At 60.7% G+C, this 567-nt stretch carries 1 tRNA gene; it reads right to left on the reverse strand.

Features of this window, described 5'->3' with window-relative positions:
* Positions 1–208: 208 nt before the first annotated feature.
* Positions 209–298: transfer RNA gene (locus tag FG154_RS20745), tRNA-Ser, on the reverse strand.
* Positions 299–567: the final 269 nt, after the last annotated feature.

Genomic DNA, 567 nt, shown 5'->3' on the forward strand with positions numbered 1-567 from the left:
CACGCTCGCGGCTACAGTCACGCGGCCGCCTGATCGCGTTGTTCAGGCTGAACTACCAAGTGTTGCCCTTCAGTTGAGTGTGCTGGCACATGATCTTGAACGCCCCGTAGGTGAACAGGATGGGCATTGCGTGTAACCTCTTGTGTTACCTGCGGCAACACCCGACACGCGCTCAAGTACATGATTTCACGGGCTTATGGTCATGTAGTGGCGGAGCGAGAGGGATTCGAACCCTCGAGACGGTTCCCCGCCTACACACTTTCCAGGCGTGCGCCTTCGACCACTCGGCCACCGCTCCGTCGGTGCCCTTTTAACTCAGGTGTTCTGCAAGGACAAGGCTTGGGCGAGGGTCGTGTCTCGGGGTTGTTGGGAATTCGGCGTTGTTGCAAAACGCCAGCTTGAGGCATAGCGCACCCCTTCCCTCCCTGACGTCAGGCGACCCGGAGGATCCCGGCGGTGCTGAGGGCGTTGAAGCGGTTGATGAGGGCGACGCGGATGTGGATCTGTCCGAAGGCGGCAGATGGCGATGATGTGCAGGGCGCTGTTGGCAGTTCGACACCTCCGCGG

Origin of the sequence: Cereibacter sediminicola (genome assembly GCF_007668225.1) — a bacterium.
In the GTDB taxonomy this organism is placed as follows: Bacteria; Pseudomonadota; Alphaproteobacteria; order Rhodobacterales; family Rhodobacteraceae; genus Cereibacter_A; species Cereibacter_A azotoformans.